Here is a 17220-nt window from a genome sequence, read left to right as displayed (position 1 = left end):
AGCAGTGAAAGATAAAATTGTGGTCGCCACCAGAGAAAGCCAACTCGCTCTTTGGCAAGCCAATACGGTCAAGGCGCAATTAGAAGCGCTCTACCCTCACCTTAATGTCGAACTGCTTGGTATGACGACCAGAGGCGATCAAATTTTAGACTCTCCCCTTTCCAAAATCGGTGGCAAAGGACTGTTTGTTAAAGAACTGGAAAACGCTTTATTAGATGGCCGTGCCGACATTGCGGTGCATTCCATGAAAGACGTTCCCATGGCCTTCCCTGAAGGCTTAGGTCTCGCCATTATTTGTGAGCGCGAAGATCCAAGCGACGCCTTTGTTTCCAATACCTTCGCCTCACTTGATGCGCTACCAGCAGGTTCCGTGATAGGCACATCCAGCCTACGACGCTCGTGTCAGTTAAAAATGTGGCGCCCTGATTTAGTAATCAAAGAATTAAGAGGCAACGTGAATACTCGCCTGAAAAAGCTCGATAATGCGGAATACGACGCAATTATTTTAGCCAGCGCCGGGTTAATACGCCTTGAGATGCAGGACAGAATTCGTCTGAAAATCCCTGCCGAAATAAGCTTACCCGCCGGTGGACAAGGCGCCATGGGCATCGAATGCCGATCCGATGATGCTGACACACTGCAATTACTTGCACCCCTCGAACATGAAGAAACGGCACTAAGAGTAATTGCCGAACGTGCCGTCAACGAGCGCTTAAATGGCGGTTGCCAAGCACCCATCGCTTGTTTCGCCACACTCACTGGCGATAACATCTGGTTAAGAGGCTTGGTGGGTAGCCCAGATGGCAAGACAATGATTCAAGGAGAAATTCGTGGTCATAAGGAAGATGCCAAATCACTTGGCATTCAACTTGCCGATGACTTGCTTGAACGCGGCGCAGACACGATACTAAAAGCACTTTATCAATAATCTCTCTATTACATGAATAGGCGATAAATTAGTGCAAGATTGCAGCATTCTAATTACCCGACCTGAACCAGAGAACAGGCTCAGCTGTGAACGAGTTAGAACCCTTGGTGGAACCCCTGTTCCTTTACCTATGCTTGAAATAGCGCCTCTAGAAGAAGCAAAGCAACAGGCTGCGATTCGCTCACAGGTTTTTGATATCAATGAATTTCACTATGTGATTTTTGTTAGCAAAAATGCGGTTCGTTTGGGCAGTGACTGGCTAGATGCCTGCTGGCCCATGTTGCCTATTGGCGTTCATTGGATAGGCATTGGTCAAGGCACGACTCAAGCTTTGCTTGATGAAGGTATTCCAGCCCTATCAAACCCGGGCCATACCTCAGAAGACTTATTAGACTGGTTAAAGCCAGTAAAGATGAAAAATTTAAAGGTGCTGATTATGCGAGGTGTCGGTGGTCGCACTGAACTTGGCGATAAGTTAGAAGAAAGAGGCGCCAAAATCAGTTATCTTTCACTCTATGAAAGAAAAAAGCCAGAATATAACGCTCAAACTTTCCTCATGCTGCCCGATATTAATTTAATATGGGTAACCAGTGGCGAAAGCCTACACAATCTTTCAGAATACGTAGCACAATATAAGCAGGATTGGAAAACACTTCCTATCATCACGCCAAGTAGTAGAGTGAATCAGCAAGCAAAGGATATGGGGTGGATTAATGCCTCGTGCGCACATGGCGCTGACGACAATAGTTTAATCAAAGCGACTGGATTTCATACAGGACAATCGAATGACTGAGAATAATAAGCAAGAGCACCAATCAGAAGAGGCCGCTCAAGAAAATGCCTCTACAGAGACAACGACCAAACAAGCTCTTCCAGTTCAGCCGAAAGGAAAAACGACTTCTACACTGGCCGTTTCCCCATCCATCGTTTCTCCAGTAGCATCGGTTTCGCTTGTGCTTTCCATTGCTGCCCTTGCCGCAAGTGGCTGGCTTTATTATCAAACGACTCAAAGTTCATTCCCTAGTGATATTCAGCAGCTGTCTATTCAGCAAGCGAACCTAAGCAACCAGCTCCAAACTCAAAAACTTAGCCAGTCTGCACTGAGCCAATTAGCCGGACAAATTAAGACCGCTGAGCACACGATTCAACTACAAAATGCTCAGCTTCTTACTCATCAGGAGCAGCAGGCTAAACAGAGCGACAAGCTATTGTCACTTGAATCCAAGTTAAATCGATTAAACAACACCACCAAGGAAGACTGGAAGCTAGCCGAGGCCGAATACCTCATTCGCCTTGCTAATCAACGTTTATTGTTAGAATCTGACAGTAGCGGGGCAGAAGCCCTACTCACCAGCGCAGACAATATACTCAATGAACTTGAAGACCCTATTTTCTTTGCTACCCGTAAAGCCCTTGCTAAAGATATTCAGGCACTCAAGTCCACCAGCCAATTTGATGTGGTGGGTTATTACCTACAACTGAGCGCCCTATACGATAACGTGGCCATATTGCCCCAGCGTGAACCGTCCAAAGAATGGCAAAAAACGACGGAACAAGAAGAGTCGCCAGACTCAGCCATCACAACCACTGAAAAAGTAACCACGACTTTGGTGAACCTATGGCAATCTATTCGCTCACTTGTGGTCATCAACTACAATCACAAGCCTATTAAAGCCCTGTTGCCACCCGCCGAATACCAAGAGCTCGTCACGGGCTTGCAACTTCAACTTGATGTCGCTGAAGTTGCCCTAGTAAAAGGCGAAACCATCATTTATCAAAAAGCCTTATCTCGGGTCGCCACTGCCGTTACCGAACACTTTGATACTCAAGCGCAAAGCGTTATTTCATTTTTGGGGAGTCTCACGGCACTGCAACAAATTGATCCATCACCAGAACTTCCGCTGCCAAGAGAATCGCTTGTGGCAATGAAAGCCCTGATGAAAGACTGGAATAACCGTGCTGAAAAAAACCATACGAGCGAACTTGAAGCAACGGCAGTGGACACCGTACCAATCACTATTCCAGAGAAAACGAGGGTTGAAGAAACTGTTTTACCAGAAGCCGAAAACGTCACCATTCCTGATGCAATAACAGGAGATAAAGCATGAGAAAACTGCTTTTTTTACTTGTCATCATGATGGCGGTTGGCGGCGTACTCGGCCTGCTGATGCGTCAAGACAGCGGCTATGTGTTAATTGCCTATAATGGCATTACCCTTGAAACCAGCCTATGGGTACTGGGGGTTGTGCTTATTATCACGCTGTTTGTCATGAGCTGGATAAAACGTATCCTTTTTATCACCTTAAGACCCAGTAACTCTTTGGCTAAAATCACCGGCAATCTGGCACAAAAAAGGGCGTCAAAGAACACCATTCGCGGTATGTTGGAATTGGTTGGCGGTAATTGGAATAAAGCCGAGAAGCTTCTTACCAATAGTGCTGATAATGTCGCTTATCCATTGATCAATTATATCAGTGCGGCCTACGCCGCCAGTGAACAAGACGAATATGAGCGCTCCAAAGCCTTGCTTAGATCGGCTCATAAAGCGACACCCGAGGCTGATTTTGCGATTGGTTTTGCGCAAAGCCAAATTCAAATGCGTCAAGGACATTACGAGGGCGCACTGGCCTCGCTATTACGCCTGCAAAAGCTAAAGCCGAAACATAAGCAAACACTCAAAATGCTGGTTGCGGTTTATACTCAGCTGAAAGATTGGGACGCTCTTCTCACCTTGACCCCAACGCTTAAAAAAGACGGCATCTACGACGACGACAATATGTTAGATTTGGAGCGTAATGCTTTCTTGGCCTTGCTGGATAAAATCAAGTTCCGCAATAAACTCGGACAAAACAGCAAAGAACTGGTTACCGAAGTAGAAAACCTGTGGAATAAGCTGGATACGCTTTCCCAAGATGACAGTATGCGACAGCTCTATGCCCAGACTCTTATCCATTTTGGTGATAAAAATAAGGCTGAACATTTTATTCGCACCAGCCTTAACCAAAAATGGTCTGAAAGACTGATCTACGAATACGGTAATTTACAGGCAAGCAATACCACTAAGAAATTATTGGCGAACTGTGAAGCTTGGCTAAAAAAAGAACCCAGCAGCGCCAATTTATACCTAGTATGCGGACGTTTAAGTCAGTCTCTCATGTTGTGGGGCAAAGCACGAGACTACTACGAGCAAGCCCTATCGTTAGATGTACACAGTGAAGCATTGGCTGAATTAAGCCGCCTATTAAAAGCCATGGGCGACACCAAAACCAGCCAAGACATTATGATGATCAGGCTAAATCACGCCAGCAATAGCTTAAAAGAGCTACCTCTACCCTAGCTTGATAAATAAGAGCCTCGTTTTATAAAACCAGCGATAACACAAAAACGCCGTTATTTTCATAACGGCGTTTTTGTATCTAACACTCTGAGGGTTTATTTAAAGCGCACTACCAACTCATGCATATCAGTCGCTACCCCTTGCAGGGTACGAATACTCTCACTCGACATATTGGATTTTTCCGAGCTTTCAACCGATAAGTCAGAAATACGCACTACCTGTCTATTAATCTCCTCCGACACATGAGCTTGTTCCTCAACGGCCGCTGACATCTGAATTGCCATGTCAGAAATAGTTGACACAGCATCCACAATCGTCGAAAGCGCATTTTCTGCCGACATCATTTTTTCTAGGCCCTGCGCGGCATCTTCTTTACCATGATTAGCAATTTCTACCGATTGCTGGGCACCAGTGCGTAGGGTTTCTATAATGTGGTGTATTTCTTGGGTAGAGCCTTGGGTTCTTTGCGCTAATTGACGAACTTCATCCGCCACCACAGCAAAACCTCGACCATGTTCGCCCGCCCTAGCGGCTTCAATCGCAGCATTTAATGCCAGCAAGTTAGTTTGCTCGGCAATTTGATCGATCATTTGCGCTACTTGAGCAATTTTTTCAGAGTTACTAGCAAGGTCTTCGACCGTAGCACTAATATTATTCACGGTTTCACTTAGCTGCCGAATAGAGTCACGCGTTTCCTGGACAATTTTACGACCTTCGTTAGCGGATTCCGAAGATGATTTAGCGTTATCAGCCGTCATTTGTACATGTTGAGCAACATCATTGATGGTCGTTGTCATTTGCTGCATCGCCGCGGCAACATCTTGAGTTTCATGTTGCTGACTGACCATTTTTTCTGTCGTCTCAATCGTTAAAGCCAAGCCTACCTGAGACTGCGAGGAGACCTTTAGCGACTCATCTTCAAAACGTGTTAGTACAGTATCAAGACGCGATAATTGGCTTTTCACTCCGACTTCAAGAGTAGAAATGTTCAAGGGTTTATCAGAATAAGTAATCGCAGCTAATGGACTCAAAAAAGAACTAGAAAGGCGTTCTCTTAAGGTGTTTTGTAGGGCTTTATTGCCCATCAGAAAAAGCACGTTGGCCATGAAACTGACTGCAGAAAGCGCGGCAACACCAGCCAGTAAACTGTGCCCTAGGGTAGCGACAACCACGGCCAATATACCAACCATAGGTAAAATCATCTTCCATGACAGTACCGGGTTTGGCATGACCCGTTTACCCGCAAGAATACGCTGATACACCTTTTCGGCTCTAGCAACATCTTCTCGCTTAGGCACAGTTCGAACCGATTCATAACCAATCACTTTTCCAGCTTCCATAATAGGCGTCACATAGGCATCGACCCAATAAAAGTCACCATTTTTACAGCGGTTCTTCACCAAACCCATCCAAGCCTCACCGCGATTAAGATAATCCCACAGGGAGGCAAACGCTTCTTTTGGCATATCTGGATGACGCACAAGGTTATGAGGACTGCCTATTAACTCTTCTCTGCTATAACCACTAATACTTACAAAGGCATCATTACAATGAATAATTTGCCCCTTTAAGTTCGTTGCTGAAATAAGCTTTTCATTTTGGTCAAATGTTCTTTCTTGTTTAGTAACAGGAAGGTTTTTGCGCATGAATAATCGTCCTTTTGGATTCTGCCATTAACTCGATATTTTATATGGGAAAAGCAAAAGCAGCCCATATAAAAGAGGATTTTATTATTGGTATAGAGACTTTTTGAATAAGTATTTTCGGTGAAACTTTATTGGAATAGATACTCCCTAAATCTAAATAAACAGTCATCACCCGCCCCATATACTTTTACTTTAGTAAAGCTTTACTGATCCATCGAGTTAGGGCTGGCAATAAATATGTAGGTATTTGTAAGGCCCCTGCGAGAGGAAGAAAGGAGGGTCCCAGTAAAGCTCCTGCGATGCTATACGTTAGTAATACATTTCTGTTGCCAGAGGTAATAGCGGCCGTGAGAGCCATCGCTGGCCCCTGTTTACGGTAGACACAATAGGAGATCAAAGAAAACAAGAAACATAACGCCGTCGCAATCAAAAAATATAATAATGCAAGCTCAAAGTTGGTATCGAAAAGTACTCGAAAGCTACCAATCAAGCCAAAAGGAAACGCAAAGACCAATAAAATCGTATAGGGGGAAATGCGTATTAAAAAACGACTTAATACTTCTTCTGGCGCAAAGCGGTGAACCATAAAAGAAAACAACATGGGGCCAAATATAAACACTACGAGACGAAGAAAATAGCTCACCAAGTCTAAATCAACATTATCATCCTGATACAAAATAAGCGTGATAAAAATAGAAACAGGCAAGAGCAATGTAGTGGCTATCGTCATCGCCATGGCTTGCAAGCTATCAAACCCTAATGCTCTAACAATCGCCGGCGTAGCAAACAAAGACCCAGTGGCAGCAACAGCAACGACGGCTAGCAAAAGGTCTTGGTCAAAAGACAGTAGCCAACCAATAAAACCAGCCAACAGCATAAAGCCAATAGAGTGTAATAAAGCATAACCCCACACCTGTTTCTGCCTTAAACGCTGAATCAACTCATGCTGCTTCATACCTAATAAAGTAAGAGTCATCAAAGTAAACAGAACAACGGGAAGAAAAGGAAAAGCGGCCTGCGATGCACTAGGAAACAAAAAACCTAAGATAGCAACCACAAACATGAAAATAAGAGAGTGGCGCACAAGAAAAGACAACATGGTATTTCGCTCTAGAAAGGCAAACCATTCCGATAACGATCAGACATGGTTAGATTATTTTAACGTAGCAATATTTTAACAAAACCAAACGCTGTAGGTGTTACTTTTTTGCATAGCAAAAACGTTTATTATTTTCTGGCAATTCCGCCAGCTCAATAGGCCAATCTTTTCGAGCTCGGTCAAATTCCGCACGCAATGCACTCAATTCATCACTAGCAGTACTTTCAATAAAACACTCTTTATCTAAACGCTTTATTTTAGGAAACAGTATCAGGTTATCATTCATAGCCCATCTCTATTGAAGCATTGTCTGGATATCTATCGACACTCTATGGATAATCTTGAGGAAACGCAACGACAGAACAAATGGAATCCCTATGAAGTTTTTAATTTCTCCAGCGAAAACACTCGATGTTACCTCTAAACCGAGCATCGATAAATTTAGTCAACCTCAGTTATTAGAGGAATCCCAACAGCTTATTGATACTATCAAGCCCTTCACTCCGGCAGACATTGCTTCTCTAATGAAGCTTAGCGATAAACTCGCCGTATTAAATGTATCGCGTTATCAAGAATGGCAAAAATCCCATACTCCAGACAACAGCCGCCCAGCAGTTTATACCTTTATGGGAGATGTCTATACAGGCTTAGATGCCTATTCATTAAGTGAAAATGATATGGATTACGCTCAGGATAAACTGCGTATTCTAAGCGGATTATACGGTCTACTAAAGCCATTAGACCTGATGCAAGCCTATCGTTTAGAAATGGGCACCAGACTCAATAACGATAGAGGCAGTAATCTCTATCAGTTCTGGGGAGACATCATTGTGGATAAAATCAATGGCGAACTTGAAGAGGGTGAACTGCTGGTTAATCTGGCGTCTAATGAATACTTTAAAGCCGTGAATATCAAAAAGCTCAAAGCCCCATTGATTAGTCCAAATTTCCTCGATGAAAAAAATGGCCAATTTAAGGTGATTAGTTTTTACGCTAAAAAAGCACGGGGGTTAATGGCGCGTTACTTGATCGAAAACCGCTGTGACACTTTGGAAGATGTCAAAGCCTTTGATCTTGCAGGCTATCGCTATGATGCAGAGCGCTCCAGTAAAAATACACCTATCTTTATTCGCCCAGAAAGTGCACAACCGACTAAAAAGTAATAAGGCCCGAATAAAAGAAGCGTCAATCTGGCTCTTCTTTTATTCTTAAACTGGCCACTGCCCTATCGTGACTCTGTCGTTCCCCGCTAAATCTTGAAAACTGGCGACCTGTTCAAAGCCTGCTTGAGCGAATAACTCACGAACGGCTCTAGCTTGATCATAGCCATGTTCAAATACCAAATACGCTTTTGCCTTCATAAAGCTCGGGGCTTGTTGAATAATGTATTCAATGTCAGCAAGCCCATGATTGTCTGCCACCAGCGCGCTTTTTGGCTCAAAGCGTACATCGCCCTGTGATAAATGCTCGTCTTCAGGGTCAATATAAGGCGGGTTAGAAACAATCAGGTCAAATGCGTCTTCGCTTTGCAGTGCATCAAACCAGCTGCCTTGTTTAAAGCTTACATTCTGAATCTGGTTTTTCTGCGCATTACGCTGCGCCAGCGCCACCGCACCCTCAACAAGGTCCACTCCAACCACGGTAGATTGAGGTGCTTCTGCAGCCAGCGCTAAGGCTATCGCTCCTGTCCCTGTGCCAAGGTCAAGAATATGATTAGATTCACTGACATCAATAAGCGACAAGGCCACTTCGACTAACCTTTCCGTATCAGCACGGGGAATAAGAGTAGAAACATCCACTTCAAGGTCTAAGGTCCAAAACGCTTGATGCTTTAATAAATAAGCGACAGGTTCTCCTTGCTCACGACGCAGCAACAAGGATTCAAACGCGTCTAAGGAGGCTTGATTAAGCTGTTTTTCTGGCCAGGTATAAAAGTAAGACGTGGCCACATCCAACACATGAGCCAGTAATAACTGGGCATCTAATTGTGCCGTATCAGAAACAGAATAAAGGCGCTCGGAAGCGCCTTTTAGTAGTTCATCAATTCGCATGTGCAATCACTACCTTCCGACCCTTTTACACCTACGCGAGTAACGCGGCACAAAGGCCTATTCTTATATCAATATTAGTTATCACCACTTAACGCCGCTAATTGCTCCGCTTGGAATTCGCTCACCAATGGGCTAATCAAGACATCCAAATCCCCAGTAACGATTTCGTCCAGCTTGTAAAGCGTCAAGTTAATACGATGATCCGTAACACGACCTTGCGGGTAGTTATAAGTACGAATACGTTCAGAACGGTCACCACTACCGACCAAAGATTTACGTGCTTCCGATTGTTCGCTGGCTGCCTTTTCTTGCTCTGCCGCAAGTAAACGAGACGCCAATAGCGACATGGCTTTTGCACGGTTCTTATGTTGTGAGCGTTCTTCCTGACATTCCACGACAACACCGGTGGGAATGTGGGTCAAACGAATCGCTGAGTCGGTTTTGTTGACATGCTGACCGCCCGCACCAGATGCGCGGAAGGTATCAACTCGTAAGTCACCTTTATTAATATTAATGTCTGCGACTTCATCCATTTCTGGCATCACGGCAACGGTACAAGCTGAAGTATGAATACGGCCTTGTGACTCGGTAGCGGGGACACGTTGCACCCGATGAGCACCAGATTCAAACTTCAATTTTGAGTAGGCGCCATCACCAACGATTCGAGCGATCACTTCTTTATATCCACCGTGCTCACCTTCACTGGCACTCACGATTTCGACTTTCCAACGCTGGGTTTCCGCATAACGAGAATACATGCGGAATAAATCCCCTGAGAAGATAGATGCTTCATCACCACCAGTACCAGCACGTACTTCTAAGAATACGTTGCGAGAATCATTAGGGTCTTTAGGCAAGAGTAGCTTTTGCAGAACCAGTTGCAGCGCTTCTTTTTGTTGCTGTCCCGCTTTCATTTCCTCTACACCCATTTCTTTAATATCTGGGTCGGAGTCCGTCATCATAAGTTCCGCTTCGGCAATGTTTTCATCAACTTGCTGAAACTCATTAAAACATTTCACCACAGGTTCAAGCTCTGCATATTCTTTTGAATAAGCACGAAATAGATCTTGATCCATTATGACTTCTGCAACACCTAATAGCGCCGCCAGTTCATCATAACGATCGGACAAACTTTCTAATTTTAATTTAATCGAATCTTTCATTTTAATTGTCTTTATCTTCGTTAATGCCCAATACATTTGAGGCAATAGTGAGTGCTTGCTGATCCGCATCTTCACCCGCTTTGCGTAAATAGCGAGTTGGGTGGTGGATAAGCTTATTCATTAAACCATGGGCAAGCTTGTTCATTACCTGCTCTGGTGTTTGACCCGTTTCCAGGCCTTTTAGCGCTTTTTCTAATTCTGTGTCTTTAATGGCTTCAGCTGATTGTCGAAAGCTCACAATCAAATTGGATACTTTTCTTGATTCTACAATACGACGATAATGATCCACACCATCATCAACGATCTGTTCCGCTGCTTTCGCAGCATCTTGCCTTGCTCTGACATTTTCTTCGATCACAGAGTGCAGATCGTCTACCGTATAAAGGTAGGCATCTTTTACATCTTCCACTTCTGGCTCGATATCTCGCGGCACGGCGATATCAACAAGCAGCATGGGGTTATGACGACGCTTTGATGTAGCACGTTCGACCATGCCTTTACCAATAATAGGCAATTGGCTCGCGGTGGAAGAAATAACAATGTCGGCTTGTGGTAAGTAATCACCAATGTCACCTAGCATAATGGCTTCGGCATTGAGCTCAGCGGCTAATACTTCTGCCCTTTCTAGGGTCCGGTTAGCAACAATAATACGTTTAATGCCATTTTCTTTTAAATGCTGTGCAACCAATTCGATGGTTTGCCCAGCGCCAATCAATAGGGCGGTACTTTTTCTAATGTCAGCAAAAATTCGTTGTGCCAAACTCACCGCAGCAAAAGCAATCGAAACGGGGTTTTCACCTATCGCCGTGTCGGTTCTTACCCGCTTTGCAACAGAAAAGGTACGTTGAAACAGAGATTCTAATTCAGGACCAATACATTGCCCCTGTTGGGAAACCGCATAAGCCGATTTCACCTGCCCTAAGATTTGAGGCTCACCAAGAATAAGAGAGTCTAAGCCTGAAGCAACTCGCATAATGTGCCGCACGCTGTCATCGTCTAAATGGGCGTAGCAATATTGCTGGAGCTCTTGCAAGGCAATGCCGTGATACTCAGCCAGCCAAGTAATCACTTCATCCACTTTACTCACGTCCTCCACCGAACAATAAAGTTCGGTGCGATTACAGGTAGACACGATGACAGCTTCGTCAGTTTTCTTTTCAGAAACCAAAGAAGCCAAAGCATCTATCATTTTCTCGGGAGCAAAGGCCACGCGTTCACGTATCGCAATAGGCGCAGTTTTGTGGTTAATACCCACAGTAATTAGTGGCATTCAGGAACTCTTCTCAGAAACCGAAATCTTAAGGTCATGACAGGAAGGAGACACAGCTCCACACGACTACTTATACAAAGATGACGCATTATACGAGAAAATCGCTTTTTTTCGCACCCCATCTGGTCAATAAAAGTAATAGGATTAGTTTATAGTTAAGGCTGACATAATGAATGTCTAACGATACCATAAGGGTTATATGCATTTAACATCGAGAAAACACATGCCATCTCCCACTGGCAAACATAGTGACCCTAACTCAAAAGCACCATCAAGGCATGGTTTCGTCCTATATTTTAAGGCCTTGACCGCCATCATGAGCTTAGTTTTTCTATCTGCTTGTAATCAACTGGCCACTCAGCCCTCTTCTCAAGAAAAGAGCACAGAATTAGCTGAGGCCAGAAGCAATACTTCACCACAATTCATTGAATCCTTACTAGAAGCAGAATTCACCTTGCAAAGAGAAGGTGCTGGTAAGGCCTTCGAGCCCTTCTACAAACTAGCTAATCAATCTAGGAGCCTCCCCCTTATTGAACGGCTAACACAAATTTCGCTGATTACCCAAAACCCACAAAATATTGAACGTAGCGCAAACCTATGGCTGGCAACCGCCCCTACAACAGAGCCCGCCTATGCCTTAAAGCTACAAATCGTTGTTAAAGAGGGTCGCGTAAGGGATACCGCAGACTTACTAACACAAGCCATGCAATACAAAATACCGCTAAGTTTCTTACCTGTTTACCTTGATAATCATGTGCGTGATAGCGAGCAGATAAACACCATCAGTCAAGCCCTGCCACTGCTCCCTAGTGAGGCAAAGCAAAATCGCTACATTCAACTTAGCCAGGCACGCTTAGCGTTTCTTACCGGCCACTATGACGCGGCAAAACAACTCTCTCAAAAGCTTATTAATGACAGGGAGATCGCAGAAAACGAAGCTCTGTATCTAATACTGGCTTATAGCCAAGAAAAACTAGGGCAAACACCGGAAGCCATAAAGACATTAGAAGTAGCAACAAAACGCTTTCCAAAAAGCTTAAGGCTACAAACCCCATTAATAGATTTTTTAGTGCGAAACCAGCAGTCCAAAGAAGCTTTAAAATATTACCGAGAGTCTTCTCTGGATGAAAAAGATAAGCTACAGGCAGGTATCAATTTCACTGGCACCCTACTGGAATATAAACACCCCGTTTCAGCCCTAGAAGCCTTAAAACTGCTTCCCAAGCGACAGCTAGGTTTCAAGGATCAAATACTTTATTTAAAAGCCATTACCTTTGGCCAGCTCAATCGATTAGACGACGCGATAGAAACTATGGATATGGTTAAAGGCGCATTGCGTTCCGATGCCACTAATAGAATGGCGTTCTGGCTCTACAATGAAGGCCGAGAAAACACCATAAACGACATGGTATTACGGAGAACATTACGAGAAAACACACCAGAACAAGTCCTTACCATCTACCAATTACATGAAGAAAAAGGCCACCTAGACTTAGCTCTTGAACTTCTCAATAAAGCATTACTAGAAACCCCAGAATCTGATGTGTTGCGCTACAGGAAAGCCTTGCTGTCCGACACACTTGGCAATTGGCAAGACACTGAAAAAGAATTAACCCTACTGTTAAATAAAGATCCTAGCAATCCACAATATCTTAATGCACTAGGCTATACCTTACTGACTAGAACAGACCGCATCGATGAAGCAATGAAATACATCGAATCTGCCTACGAAAAAGCCGAAAGCGACCCTGCCATTATAGATAGCTTAGGCTGGGGTTTTTTTCTAAAAAATGAACTTGAGCAGGCCTCCTACTATTTAGAAAAAGCTTGGTCCATTCTGCCTGATGCAGAAATTGGCGCTCATTACGGTGAATCCCTGTGGAAACAAAACCATCACGAACAAGCAATCAGCATCTGGATAGAAGCCTTAGAAGCAGCGCCTAATACACCACTATTGCTCGACACCATTAAGAGACTTTCCCCCTCTCTTCTCAAAGATATGAAGCTGGATACCACACCATGATCTATCGATTTCTTAGCACTCTTGCCCTTGTATTACTGCTAGCAGCCTGTAGCAGCAACCAAACAGGGCCAACGACACCACCGCCACAAAGTATTGCCGCCATTTCAACATGGGAAACATCCGGACGAGTAGGCATTCGCACCCAAGAGGATGCCGTTTCAGGAAACTTTACTTGGCAAAAAAGCCCAACCGGCTTCTCCCTTGATATCATTGGCCCATTTGGCCAAGGAGCGACCAAATTAAAAAGTACAACAGATGGACAAGTCACCCTAGCTTATAAGGATACGGAAATTACAGGGCCAAACGCAGCCATACTATTACAACAGGAACTCGGCTGGGTATTTCCTGTTGACCAAGTATCCTATTGGATACGTGGATTAGCTTATCCACAAACCCCTTCACGAATGACTAAAAACTCCGATAACCTACCAAATAAGATTGAGCAGGATGGCTGGTTAGTCACCTACAAAAACTTCACCAAAGTGGATGGTCTTTCATTACCGCAAAAAATGCAGGTTTCCAACCCTCCTTTTCGAGTTAATTTGATTATCAACCAGTGGACTATTCAGTAACTAAGATGCAACTACCTTCGCCTGCCAAATTAAATTTATTTTTACACATTACGGGTCAACGGCAAGATGGCTATCACGAATTACAAACCTTGTTTCAGTTTATCGACCTATGTGACACCTTGCACTTCTCACTTAATGAAGAGTCAGACGTTACCATTAGCCCTGAAATAAAAGACCTTCCAACGCAAGAAAACCTTGTCTACAAGGCGGCAAAACTGCTCGAGCCCTTTAGGAAAAAAACCACTTATGGGGTAGCAATTAGGCTTGAAAAACAATTACCTATGGGAGGAGGAATTGGCGGTGGCAGTTCAAACGCGGCAACGACTTTGCTGGCATTAAATCAACTTTGGCAGTGTCAATTATCTCTCGAAAAACTCGCTCAATTAGGTGTTCAATTAGGGGCTGATGTGCCGGTTTTTGTCATGGGTTTTTCAGCCTTTGCAGAGGGTGTTGGTGAACGTCTTCAAAAGGTGACCTTACCGACCCCCTATTTTTTACTAGTAAAACCCAATTGCCATGTCTCAACTTGTCAAATTTTTACCGATAAAGATTTGACAAGAGACACCCCTCCCATCAGAATATCGCACGCCTTGAAGCTGGGTGGGCATAATGACTGTTTAAATCTAGTCAGAAAGTATAATCCTGAAGTAAATGAAGCGTATTTATGGCTTAAAAACCATGGGGATGTGAAGTTAACGGGGACAGGTGCTTGTCTATTTTTAACCTTCAATAATGCGCACGACGCTGAGCAAGTGAGAGCGACAATCCCTGAAAAATGGCAAGCTTGGGTTTGTCGAGGTTGTAACGTCTCTCCTACTCACGATGTGCTAAACCAGTGGATTGAGAAAAATAAGGGCTAGTCATCAACTAACCCTTACCAGTCTTTTTTCATCGCTACAAAATACAAAAGGTATACATAGTGTCTAAGTTGATGGTTTTTACCGGTAATGCAAACCCTGAACTCGCTCGCAGGGTGGTACGCCGTTTAGGCCTACCTATCGGCAATGCAACCGTAGGCAAGTTTAGCGACGGAGAGATTGCGGTAGAGATCAATGAAAATGTTCGTGGTAAAGATGTTTTCATTATTCAATCTACCTGTGCACCGAGTAATGACAATTTAATGGAATTAATCGTGATGGCTGACGCTCTGCGTCGTGCATCGGCAACACGCGTCACCGCAGTTATTCCCTATTTTGGTTATGCTCGTCAAGATCGACGTGTTCGATCTGCTCGTGTACCCATTACGGCAAAAGTAGTCGCTGATATGATTTCTGCGGTAGGTATTAACCGTGTTTTAACAGTTGACCTTCATGCTGATCAAATTCAAGGGTTCTTTGATATCCCTGTAGACAATGTCTACGCTACGCCTTTATTACTTGATGACCTGCAACGTCAAGGACATAAGAACATCACCATCGTTTCTCCTGATGTTGGTGGCGTAGTGCGTGCTCGCGCTTTTGCAAAGATGTTAGATGATGCTGACTTGGCAATTATCGATAAACGTCGTCCACGAGCCAACGAAGCACAAATCATGCACTTGATCGGTGATGTCGAGGGCAAGACCTGCGTACTGGTCGATGACATGTGTGACACCGGCGGTACTTTGTGCGCTGCTGCGAAAGCACTTAAAGAACATGGCGCAGCAAAAGTAATGGCTTACTGTACTCACCCTGTGCTGTCAGGAAAAGCCATGGAAAACATAACAAATTCCGTGCTCGATGAGTTGGTCGTGACTGATACCATCCCATTGACACAAGAGGCGCTTAATTGCCCTCAAATACGCCAATTGTCGATGTCTGACATTTTGGCGGAGGCTGTTCGTCGCGTATGCAACGAAGAGTCTATCAGTGCCATGTTTGGGGCCTAAGCCAAACACTAACGCTCGGAATGGGTCGCAATTCTGGGCAAAACTTTGATTATTTATTAGGAAAATACCATGACATTATCTATTAATGCCGTAACTCGTACAGAAGAAGGTAAAGGTGCGAGCCGCCGCCTTCGTAACGCTGGCCTAGTACCAGCCGTTATCTACGGTGGCGATGTTGCACCACAATCTATCTCTTTCAAAGACAACGAACTGCTAAAAGCAGTATCTACTACAGGCTTCTTAACTGGCCTAGTAGAAGTATCTGTGGAAGGTAAAGCAGAGCAAGTTCTTGTTAAAGCACTACAACGCCACCCAGCAACAGGCGCTGTTATGCATATGGATCTTCAGCGTGCTCAAGCTGACAAAGTGATTACCACTCGTATTCCTTTAAGCTTCATCAACGCCGCTCAAAGTGAAGGTGTTAAAAACCAAGGTGGTCGTTTGACTATCGAAACGAAATTGGCTGAAGTACGTTGCCTACCAGCGAACCTTCCTGAAGCTTTGATTATCGATGTAAGCAAGGGCCAACTAGATCAAGTTTTCCATCTATCTGATGCAACACTTCCAGAAGGCGTTGAATTGGTTTCTTTGCTTAAAGGCGAAGATCACAACCAGCCTATCGGCCGTATTGGTAAAGCAAAACGTTAAGATCATTGAAGGCAGCATTGTGGCAAGTTTCAAATTATTAGTGGGTCTGGGCAATCCAGGCACCGAATACGAGAATACTCGCCATAATGCAGGTGCTCAGTGGATTGAGGCATTGGCTCGTCAGAGTCAATGCCTTTTGCGTTCTGAGAGAAAATTTTCAGGGCAATTTGGTAAAGTTCATATAGCTGGTGAAGAGTGCTATCTACTTATTCCCACCACCTATATGAATTTAAGCGGTAAAGCGGTTCAAGCCGTTTGTCAGTTTTACAAAATCCTTCCTCAAGAAATCCTCGTCATACACGACGAATTGGATCTTCCACCTGGCAGCGTTAAATTAAAACAAGGCGGCGGCCATGGCGGCCATAACGGCTTAAAAGACATTATTTCGAAACTTGGCAATAATCGCGAATTTGCTCGACTAAGAATCGGTATCGGCCACCCCGGCCATGCCAGCCAAGTAGCAAATTATGTATTAAGAAAAGCCGCGCCAGACGAATATACAAAGATTGAACACACGATTAACGAATCATTACGCTATCTTGATGACATAGTAAAAGGCAACTTAAGCTCTGTCATGAACCAGCTACACAGTTTTAAAGCATAATCACATACATCA

Annotated in this window: 17 protein-coding genes; 11 read left to right on the top strand and 6 right to left on the bottom strand. The window is 44.2% G+C overall.

Annotation, left to right across the window (positions count from 1 at the left end; translation table 11 throughout):
* The first annotated feature begins 4 nt into the window (after positions 1-4).
* Genes hemC through I8J31_RS11485 form a run of 4 tightly spaced genes read left to right on the top strand, consistent with a single transcriptional unit; the run spans position 5 to position 4265 of the window.
* Entirely contained in the window at positions 5-928 is a 924-nt protein-coding gene (gene hemC / locus I8J31_RS11500) for a hydroxymethylbilane synthase (RefSeq protein WP_199468708.1), read from the top strand.
* A 31-nt stretch (positions 929-959) separates the two neighbouring features.
* A complete protein-coding gene (locus I8J31_RS11495) occupies positions 960-1721 on the top strand; it encodes a uroporphyrinogen-III synthase (protein ID WP_199468707.1) in 762 nt (253 codons plus the stop codon).
* The gene (locus I8J31_RS11490) at positions 1714-3036 is read left to right on the top strand and encodes a uroporphyrinogen-III C-methyltransferase (RefSeq protein WP_199468706.1); all 1323 of its coding nucleotides are present in this window, start codon (positions 1714-1716) and stop codon (positions 3034-3036) included. The genes I8J31_RS11495 and I8J31_RS11490 overlap by 8 nt, the downstream gene beginning before the upstream one ends.
* The gene (locus I8J31_RS11485; protein ID WP_199468705.1) at positions 3033-4265 is read left to right on the top strand and encodes a heme biosynthesis HemY N-terminal domain-containing protein; all 1233 of its coding nucleotides are present in this window, start codon (positions 3033-3035) and stop codon (positions 4263-4265) included. Before I8J31_RS11490 ends, I8J31_RS11485 begins: the two co-directional genes overlap by 4 nt.
* A 95-nt stretch (positions 4266-4360) precedes the next feature.
* On the opposite strand, the gene I8J31_RS11480 is transcribed toward I8J31_RS11485, so the two are convergent.
* The 3 genes from I8J31_RS11480 to I8J31_RS11470 all read right to left on the bottom strand — a co-directional run bounded on the left by I8J31_RS11480 (position 4361) and on the right by I8J31_RS11470 (position 7296).
* On the bottom strand, positions 4361-5911 hold the full coding sequence (locus I8J31_RS11480; RefSeq protein ID WP_199468704.1) for a methyl-accepting chemotaxis protein: 1551 nt from the start codon (positions 5909-5911) through the stop codon (positions 4361-4363).
* Positions 5912-6098: 187 nt separating this feature from the next.
* Complete coding sequence (locus tag I8J31_RS11475; protein WP_199468703.1) at positions 6099-7010, bottom strand: hypothetical protein; 912 nt, start codon at positions 7008-7010, stop codon at positions 6099-6101.
* 100 nt (positions 7011-7110) lie between these two features.
* Positions 7111-7296, bottom strand: coding sequence for a hypothetical protein (locus tag I8J31_RS11470; RefSeq protein WP_199468702.1), 186 nt, complete (start codon positions 7294-7296; stop codon positions 7111-7113).
* A 91-nt stretch (positions 7297-7387) separates the two neighbouring features.
* Here I8J31_RS11470 and yaaA point away from each other — a divergent pair, with 91 nt between their 5' ends.
* Positions 7388-8173, top strand: coding sequence for a peroxide stress protein YaaA (yaaA, locus tag I8J31_RS11465; RefSeq protein ID WP_199468701.1), 786 nt, complete (start codon positions 7388-7390; stop codon positions 8171-8173).
* 45 nt (positions 8174-8218) lie between these two features.
* On the opposite strand, the gene prmC is transcribed toward yaaA, so the two are convergent.
* The 3 genes from prmC to hemA all read right to left on the bottom strand — a co-directional run bounded on the left by prmC (position 8219) and on the right by hemA (position 11494).
* Positions 8219-9061: a peptide chain release factor N(5)-glutamine methyltransferase gene (prmC, locus tag I8J31_RS11460; protein ID WP_199468700.1), complete on the bottom strand. Its 843-nt coding sequence runs from the start codon at positions 9059-9061 to the stop codon at positions 8219-8221.
* Between the two features lie 74 nt (positions 9062-9135).
* Complete coding sequence (prfA, locus tag I8J31_RS11455; RefSeq protein WP_199468699.1) at positions 9136-10224, bottom strand: peptide chain release factor 1; 1089 nt, start codon at positions 10222-10224, stop codon at positions 9136-9138.
* 1 nt (position 10225) lies between these two features.
* Positions 10226-11494: a glutamyl-tRNA reductase gene (gene hemA, locus I8J31_RS11450; protein WP_199468698.1), complete on the bottom strand. Its 1269-nt coding sequence runs from the start codon at positions 11492-11494 to the stop codon at positions 10226-10228.
* A gap of 223 nt (positions 11495-11717) precedes the next feature.
* Here hemA and I8J31_RS11445 point away from each other — a divergent pair, with 223 nt between their 5' ends.
* From I8J31_RS11445 to pth, 6 genes are all read left to right on the top strand, one after another.
* Positions 11718-13517 (top strand): tetratricopeptide repeat protein, encoded by a 1800-nt coding sequence (locus tag I8J31_RS11445; RefSeq protein ID WP_233402730.1) that lies wholly within the window; start codon positions 11718-11720, stop codon positions 13515-13517.
* Complete coding sequence (gene lolB, locus I8J31_RS11440; RefSeq protein WP_199468696.1) at positions 13514-14089, top strand: lipoprotein insertase outer membrane protein LolB; 576 nt, start codon at positions 13514-13516, stop codon at positions 14087-14089. Before I8J31_RS11445 ends, lolB begins: the two co-directional genes overlap by 4 nt.
* Before the next feature lie 5 nt (positions 14090-14094).
* A complete protein-coding gene (gene ispE, locus I8J31_RS11435; RefSeq protein ID WP_199468695.1) occupies positions 14095-14949 on the top strand; it encodes a 4-(cytidine 5'-diphospho)-2-C-methyl-D-erythritol kinase in 855 nt (284 codons plus the stop codon).
* Positions 14950-15008: 59 nt separating this feature from the next.
* Entirely contained in the window at positions 15009-15956 is a 948-nt protein-coding gene (locus tag I8J31_RS11430) for a ribose-phosphate diphosphokinase (protein WP_199468694.1), read from the top strand.
* Positions 15957-16025: 69 nt separating this feature from the next.
* The gene (locus I8J31_RS11425) at positions 16026-16604 is read left to right on the top strand and encodes a 50S ribosomal protein L25/general stress protein Ctc (RefSeq protein WP_199468693.1); all 579 of its coding nucleotides are present in this window, start codon (positions 16026-16028) and stop codon (positions 16602-16604) included.
* A 19-nt stretch (positions 16605-16623) separates the two neighbouring features.
* Positions 16624-17208: an aminoacyl-tRNA hydrolase gene (pth, locus tag I8J31_RS11420; RefSeq protein WP_199468692.1), complete on the top strand. Its 585-nt coding sequence runs from the start codon at positions 16624-16626 to the stop codon at positions 17206-17208.
* Positions 17209-17220 lie beyond the last annotated feature (12 nt).

This window comes from Marinomonas transparens (assembly GCF_016463975.1).
GTDB classification, from domain to species: Bacteria; Pseudomonadota; Gammaproteobacteria; order Pseudomonadales; family Marinomonadaceae; genus Marinomonas; species Marinomonas transparens.
This window is presented reverse-complemented; position numbering and strand designations above follow the sequence as displayed.

What these genes read in the sequence shown, in the direction of transcription:
- I8J31_RS11490 (WP_199468706.1), top strand. Translation starts at nt 1,714, where the DNA reads ATGACTGAGAATAATAAGCAAGAGCACCAATCAGAAGAGGCCGCTCAA.
- I8J31_RS11485 (WP_199468705.1), top strand. Translation starts at nt 3,033, where the DNA reads ATGAGAAAACTGCTTTTTTTACTTGTCATCATGATGGCGGTTGGCGGC.
- I8J31_RS11480 (WP_199468704.1), bottom strand. Translation starts at nt 5,911, where the DNA reads ATGCGCAAAAACCTTCCTGTTACTAAACAAGAAAGAACATTTGACCAA.
- I8J31_RS11475 (WP_199468703.1), bottom strand. Translation starts at nt 7,010, where the DNA reads ATGTTGTCTTTTCTTGTGCGCCACTCTCTTATTTTCATGTTTGTGGTT.
- I8J31_RS11470 (WP_199468702.1), bottom strand. Translation starts at nt 7,296, where the DNA reads ATGAATGATAACCTGATACTGTTTCCTAAAATAAAGCGTTTAGATAAA.
- yaaA (WP_199468701.1), top strand. Translation starts at nt 7,388, where the DNA reads ATGAAGTTTTTAATTTCTCCAGCGAAAACACTCGATGTTACCTCTAAA.
- prmC (WP_199468700.1), bottom strand. Translation starts at nt 9,061, where the DNA reads ATGCGAATTGATGAACTACTAAAAGGCGCTTCCGAGCGCCTTTATTCT.
- prfA (WP_199468699.1), bottom strand. Translation starts at nt 10,224, where the DNA reads ATGAAAGATTCGATTAAATTAAAATTAGAAAGTTTGTCCGATCGTTAT.
- hemA (WP_199468698.1), bottom strand. Translation starts at nt 11,494, where the DNA reads ATGCCACTAATTACTGTGGGTATTAACCACAAAACTGCGCCTATTGCG.
- I8J31_RS11445 (WP_233402730.1), top strand. Translation starts at nt 11,718, where the DNA reads ATGCCATCTCCCACTGGCAAACATAGTGACCCTAACTCAAAAGCACCA.
- lolB (WP_199468696.1), top strand. Translation starts at nt 13,514, where the DNA reads ATGATCTATCGATTTCTTAGCACTCTTGCCCTTGTATTACTGCTAGCA.
- ispE (WP_199468695.1), top strand. Translation starts at nt 14,095, where the DNA reads ATGCAACTACCTTCGCCTGCCAAATTAAATTTATTTTTACACATTACG.
- I8J31_RS11425 (WP_199468693.1), top strand. Translation starts at nt 16,026, where the DNA reads ATGACATTATCTATTAATGCCGTAACTCGTACAGAAGAAGGTAAAGGT.